The sequence below is a fragment of the Fibrobacter sp. genome, assembly GCA_024398965.1.
Taxonomy (GTDB): Bacteria; Fibrobacterota; Fibrobacteria; order Fibrobacterales; family Fibrobacteraceae; genus Fibrobacter.
In genome coordinates this window covers 41,384-47,925 of record JAKSIF010000020.1, presented here as the reverse complement: position 1 = coordinate 47,925, position 6,542 = coordinate 41,384, and the positions used below count along the sequence as shown (strand labels likewise).

Sequence of the window (6,542 nt, the reverse complement as noted above, 5' to 3'; positions counted from 1 at the left end):
TTAATTGTTAATTGCTCAAGCCTATGTTCTCCTCCCGCGTGTCATCCTGAGCGGAACGAAGTGGAGACGAAGGATCTAGAACGATGTTTTCTGAAAAAAAGTTCCTCGCTACAAAGGAAACCTCCAAGTATAAGCGCTTGGCGGAACTTCTGCGTGTCATCATTTTGCAGTTGGGCGATGACGTTCCCCGCGCTCGTCGTGAATTTGAGACCTACGCCGGTTGGATGAAACTTCCTGCAGAAGAAACTTTGGTAGGCAAGAATCAGGCCCAGATGATTGACCTGTACAAGACTTTCCGCACCCGCGCAGGCCTTGGCTTTGAACGTGACGTTTATCTGGAGCAGGAACCGGGCGACCGTCAGGAAGCCGCAGAAAAGCCGATTCAGTTTGCAGTGCTGGTTCACAACCTTCGCAGTGCCTTTAACGTAGGCTCCATCATTCGTAGTACCGACTGTTTCGGACTGGAAGGCGTACACCTTAGCGGATATAGCTGCAGTCCCGATCATGTGACCGTGAAAAGTGCCGCCCGCGGTTGCCAGGAATGGATTCCCATCAAACGCTGGGAAGATCCTTTTGACTGCATCAACTGGCACAAGGAAAACGGCTACGAGATTATTGCCCTTGAAACTGGCGAAGATATTCCCGATATAAACAAAGTAACATGGCCGGAAAAGGGCCTGATTATCCTGGGTAACGAAGAACTGGGAATCGCTCCCGAAATCATGGCCGCCACCACCATGAAGGTGACCATTCCCATGGCGGGTCGTAAGGCCAGCATGAATGTGGCTGGAGCATTCGCCATCATGGCGTTTAAGATCCGCTCGAGCTATTCTGAATAATAACAGAAGGTTGTTCTTGAAGCTCTCTGAAATTTTTTGCAAGGAAATGGAAAATGAAAAAGAATTTCTTGACAAGTGTTGCGTTTGCGCTGGCTTTGGGCCTTGCTGCCTGCGATGACAGTACTTCTGCGAATGGTTCGTCCGGGGATGAAAATCCCGCTGAAGAATCCTCCTCCAGTGTCACCCCGAGTTCCTCCTCTAGAGTCATCCTGAGTTCCTCCTCCAGTGTCATCCTGAGCGATAGCGAAGGATCTAGCAGTTCTATTGCAAGTTCCAGCTCAGTAACTTCCTCTAGTTCCGTGGAGTCGTCTTCGTCGGTTGTTAGCTCCTCTAGCGTGAAGAGTTCCTCTTCTATTGCTAGTAGTTCCAGCTCTGCGGTTTCCTCTAGTTCTGTGGAATCATCTTCTAGCGTAGAACTACCTCCTTCCTCCAGTGTCATCCCGAGCGAAGTCGAGGGATCTAGCAGCTCTGTTGCGTCATCCAGCTCCGCGAAGTCTTCTTCGTCGGTTGTAAGTTCTTCCTCGTCATCTTCGACTCCGATTGAGGATCTCAGCAGCAGCTCTGTTGCGTCATCCAGCTCCGCGAAGTCTTCATCATCGGTTGCTAGTAGTTCATCTTCGTCATCTTCGACCACGATCGAGAATTCTAGTAGCAGTGTCAAAGCTGCTTGGGCATACCTTAATCCTGACATCGACTACGGCGAATTCGCGGATGAACGCGACGGTCAAGTTTACAAGACCATCACCATTGGCACCCAGACCTGGATGGCTGAGAACCTGAACTACGCATACATTGGCGTGAAGTACAAATACATCAGTTACACTTCCGATTCCACCAGTTGGTGCTACGAAAACAAGGCTTCCAACTGCGACAAGTACGGTCGCCTTTATACCTGGAGTGCAGTGATGGATAGTGCTGCCCAGTTCAATGTAAATGCGGGAACCAAGTGTGGCTATGGCAAGACCTGTACCCCCAATAGCCCCCACCGCGGCATTTGCCCAGAAGGCTGGCATGTGCCCACGAACGAGGAGTACAGCACTCTGTACACCTACATCGGTGGTTCCAGCACCGCTGGTTCGTTGTTGAAATCCACCAGCGGCTGGAATGATTATAACGGCAAGAGCGGTAACGGGACTGACAAGTATGGTTTCTCGGTGCTCCCCGCCGGTGGCAGGTACGACGGTGGCAATTTCTACAATGAGGGTAGCAGCGCCTACTTGTGGTCTGCCACTGAGTACGATAGCTACAACGCGTGGAGCCAGTACTTCTACTACAATAGCGACTACGCGAGCCAGGGCGGCAGCTACAAGAACAGCGGTCGAAGTTTGCGTTGCCTCAAGGACTAAAGCAAACTTATAACCGAACCAGAGCATAGGCAACGCCAATCCAGGCTGCCAAGCCGCAAGGCAAGGCGGCCCGATTTTTTTACACGATTCTCTTCAAATGTCATCTTTTGTCATTTAACTGTTTCTAAATTACATCTCGTGCAAACCCTTCGCGCACACTTAACTCAACATGCCTTGCAATTTCTGCTTGTTTGCAAGGAAAGGAAAATCTATGAATACAAAAGACCACGATGGCATTGACGCCTTTGGCGTCCGCGGCTACGGTTCCATTATAAAAATAAACAAGTTTATTTTTGCAATTTCACCTTGCACGCTTTTATCCAAGAAGTTTTGCTATACTTAGGTGAGGAATCATCTTCGGAATACAGGGAGGCAATCATGGACCGTCCAGAAATCATGGCAGAACGCAAGCGCAACGGCTTTGTGTCTGTAGCCGATGTAATCCGTGCCGAAGGTGAAGAAATTGGCGAAGCTCGCGGCCTTGCGAAGGGCTTTGTAAAGCTTGTGCAATCCGCCAAGAACTTCCTTGCCATGGGCCTTTCTGTGGAACAGGTTTCCAAGGGAACTGGACTTTCTATCGCAGAAATCCAGAAACACTGCTTATAGAAATTTGTTGATGTTTTCCACCCAAAAAACGCCCTCAAAAGGGGCGTTTTTTTACCAATTTTTGAAGTGGCAGAACCGCTTTTTTCTATCTTTGTAAGAGCATGCAAAATACCCCTAGAACACGTGTTCTCATCGTAAACGACGATGGGTTTAAGAGCGGCAATCTGCGCGCTCTTGCGGCTGCCTTGTCCAAGGTGGCTGATGTGTTCGTTTTTGCCCCCGAAACGGAGCAGAGCGGGGTCAGTCAGGCCTTTACCGTGCGCAGAGGTTTGCGCGTCAAACAGGTGCCCGTGGATGAAACCACTCCCGTGGCAGCCGACGGTACAAAAGCCTGGCCTTATGAATTCTATTCCGTGTCTGGCACACCTGCAGATTGCGCCAAGTTTGCCTTAGGTCATTTCGCAAAATTCGGGCTTTCTTTGGAACCCGAAGGCTGCAATGGAGTAAGCTCTGCCGCAGGTGAATTCGACGTCTGTTTCTCCGGCGTGAACGTTGGCGAAAATTCCGGCGTCTCGTCCTTGTATTCCGGTACGGTTGCCGGTGCCCGCGAAGCCGCCCTGTGGGGTGTTCCCGGCGTTGCGCTTTCCCTCCGCGGTTGTGGGGGAGACCTGCTGGAAACTGCCGTGGAATTTGCAGTACGCGTGGTCAAGGAACGCCTTTTTGAAAGTATCGCGCCCGGAACCTTCTGGAACGTGAACTTCCCCAAGGTAAAACCTGCAGACTTCAAGGGCTACAAGTCCACGAAGATGGCCCACGAAATGTTTACGGACCACTACAGCCTGGTGGATGCCGACGATGGCTCTGGCGACAAGCTGTGGTTGCTTGATGGCGACAAATTATGGAACGAATCCCCTGTGGATAGTGATGACTATCTGTTGAACCAGGGTTACGCCACCATCACCCCGCACCGCATAGACCAGACCGACTATGAAAGTTTAGATAGATTAAATAAAACGATAAATGGGCTGGGCTAAACCCCGACCCAAAGAAGGATAAGTAATGTCAGAAGAATTGGTACCAGGAACACAGTTCAAGTCCTTGATCGAAAAGGACATGCAGGAAAGCTATCTGCGCTATTCCATGAGCGTGATTGTGGCCCGTGCTCTGCCCGACGCCCGTGACGGCTTTAAGCCGGTGCATCGTCGCGTGATGTACAGTATGCATAAGCTGGGCGTGGTTCCCAACAAGCCCACCGTGAAGTCTGCCCGTATTGTGGGTGACGTCATCGGTAAGTACCACCCCCATGGTGACTCTGCTGTATACGAAACCTTGGTACGTATGGCTCAGGATTTCTCCCTCCGCTATCCTCTGGTTTTCGGTCAGGGTAACTTCGGTTCTATCGACGGTGATGGCGCTGCTGCTATGCGTTATACCGAAGCCAAGATGAATGCCTGCGGCTCCCTGATGCTGGAAGATCTTGAAAAAGATACCGTGGACATGGGTCCCAACTTCGACGAATCCTTGGAAGAACCGAAGGTCTTGCCCTCTGCACTTCCCAACATGCTGGTGAACGGTACTACCGGTATTGCTGTGGGTATGGCAACCTCCATGGCTCCCCATAACCTTCGTGAAATTTCCAATGCAATTCACGCCCAGGCCTTGAATCCGGACATTACCGGCGAAGAATTGCTGGGTTACGTCAGCGGTCCGGATTTCCCCACTGGCGGTATTATTTGCGGTCGCGCCGGCATCCGTGACGCCTACCTCACTGGTCATGGCAAGGTTCGCCTCCGTGCACGTACCGAAATCGATGTGGATAGCCGCGGCAAGCCCCGCATCATCGTGTCTGAAATTCCCTACATGGTGAACAAGTCTGAGCTCTGCAAGAAGATTGCTGAACTTGTAAAGGACAAGCGTGTAGACGGTATTACCGACATCCGTGACGAAACGAACCGCGAAGGTATCCGTATTGTCATTGAACTCCGTAAGGATGCTGTTGCAGAAGTGGTTCTGAACAACCTGTTCAAGAATACCCAGCTGCAGACCACCTTCAGCATCTACAATCTGGCTTTGGTGAACAACCTGCCTAAGGTCTTGACTCTCAAGGACCTTATCCAGATTTACATTGACCATCGCCTTGATGTAATTACACGCTCCACTCAGTTCGACTTGAACAAGGCTGCGGCTCGTCTTCACATTATCGAAGGCCTGCGTATTGCTACCCAGAACATCGATGAAGTGGTCCAGATTATCAAGAGCAGCAAGACCACGGAAGCGGCAAAGCAGGCTTTGCAGGAACGCTTCTCCTTGGACGAAATCCAGTCCCAGGCTATCGTGGATATGCGTCTTGCCCAGCTTACCGGCTTGAACTTGGAAAAGTTGGAAGCGGAATACAACGAACTGTTGGCTACCGTTGCTGACTTGAAGGATATCCTGGAAAAGCGCGAACGTCGTATTGCTATTCTGCTTGAACGTTTGGATGCAATTGTCGCTAAGATTGGTGACGAACGCCGTACCAGCATTGAAGATGCTGTTGACGACTATGACTACGAAGACCTGATCGCCGAAGAAGAACAGGTCATTACCTTGAGTAAGGAAGGTTACATCAAGCGCTTGCCTATCGATACCTTCAAGGCCCAGAGCCGCGGTGGCAAGGGTGTCGTAGGTACCGGTCTCAAGGACGACGATGACGTTGACCAGATCTTTACCGCAAGCACCCATAGCTACCTGCTGGTGTTCACCAACAAGGGCCGTGCCTACTGGACCAAGGTTTATCGCCTGCCCGAAGGCAACCGCAGCAGCAAGGGTCGCCCCATTATCAACTTTATCGGTCTCACCGAAGGCGAAAAGGTTCAGGCCATTGTACCGGTCCGTAAGTTCGGTGGCTACTTCTGCCTGGTGTTCGCTACCAAGAAGGGTATTGTCAACAAGATGGATCTCACCCTCTTCAGCCGTCCCCGTAAGGCTGGCGTCAACGCCATTAGCCTTGACGAAGATGACGAATTGGTGAAGGTTCAGCTGGTGGGCATGAGCGCCGAAGAATTCAACGCATCTCAGGCCGGTGACGACAACGACGAAACCGCAGAAGCCCAGGCTGCTGCAGAAGCTCAGGTCGCTAACGAATCCGAAGATGCCGACGAAACTGCTGCACAGCCCATCGCCAAGGACCTCTTGATGATTGCCACCAAGATGGGCCAGGCTGTAACGTTCCCCATTAGCTGCATGCGTAGCATGGGCCGCGGTACTCACGGCGTGAAGGGCATTACCCTGGCCGAAGGTGACGAAGTCATTTCTCTCATCTGGCTCAAGGAAGGCAACAAGATCGTGACCATTACCGAGAAGGGCTTTGGTAAGCGTTCTCAGCCGTCTTCTTATCGCGTGACTAAGCGTGGCAGCAAGGGTGTTCGCAACCTCAGCGCTGATGGTATGGAAAAGACGGGTCCGGCAGTATTCGTGGAAAGCGTTGCCGACGACTACGACTTGATCATTACCAGTAAGGAAGGCCAGGTCATCCGTATCGAAGCTGAAACTATCCGCTTGACCAACCGTAGCGCAATCGGCGTGAAGTGCATCCGTCTAAACGATGGCGACACCGTCCAGGATGCAACCGCACTGCCCAGCGTCGAAGACATCGAACAGGATTCCGCAGAAGCCAAGGAAACCTTCGACCATGTCGAAGGCGTTGAAGTGGATGACGACTCTGTTGTAAAGGATGATAAGCCGGAACAGCAGATCGGCGTTCCGACGGATGGTTCCGAAGAATAACTTTTAAATAAAAGTTGCAAAAAAGTCCCTGCTTTTTGAAGCGGGG

The 6,542-nt window shown here is 51.4% G+C and carries 5 protein-coding genes; all 5 read left to right on the top strand.

Annotation, left to right across the window (positions count from 1 at the left end; translation table 11 throughout):
* The first annotated feature begins 83 nt into the window (after nt 1-83).
* Nucleotides 84-839: a TrmH family RNA methyltransferase gene (locus MJZ26_09490; GenBank protein MCQ2106012.1), complete on the top strand. Its 756-nt coding sequence runs from the start codon at nt 84-86 to the stop codon at nt 837-839.
* 53 nt (nt 840-892) lie between these two features.
* Entirely contained in the window at nt 893-2,185 is a 1,293-nt protein-coding gene (locus MJZ26_09485) for a fibrobacter succinogenes major paralogous domain-containing protein (GenBank protein ID MCQ2106011.1), read from the top strand.
* A gap of 378 nt (nt 2,186-2,563) precedes the next feature.
* Nucleotides 2,564-2,791 carry a hypothetical protein gene (locus tag MJZ26_09480; GenBank protein MCQ2106010.1) on the top strand — a complete coding sequence of 76 codons (228 nt, stop codon included), beginning with the start codon at nt 2,564-2,566 and terminating at the stop codon, nt 2,789-2,791.
* Nucleotides 2,792-2,892: 101 nt separating this feature from the next.
* Nucleotides 2,893-3,765 (top strand): 5'/3'-nucleotidase SurE, encoded by an 873-nt coding sequence (gene surE / locus MJZ26_09475; GenBank protein ID MCQ2106009.1) that lies wholly within the window; start codon nt 2,893-2,895, stop codon nt 3,763-3,765.
* A 25-nt stretch (nt 3,766-3,790) separates the two neighbouring features.
* Complete coding sequence (gyrA, locus tag MJZ26_09470) at nt 3,791-6,496, top strand: DNA gyrase subunit A (protein MCQ2106008.1); 2,706 nt, start codon at nt 3,791-3,793, stop codon at nt 6,494-6,496.
* Nucleotides 6,497-6,542: the final 46 nt, after the last annotated feature.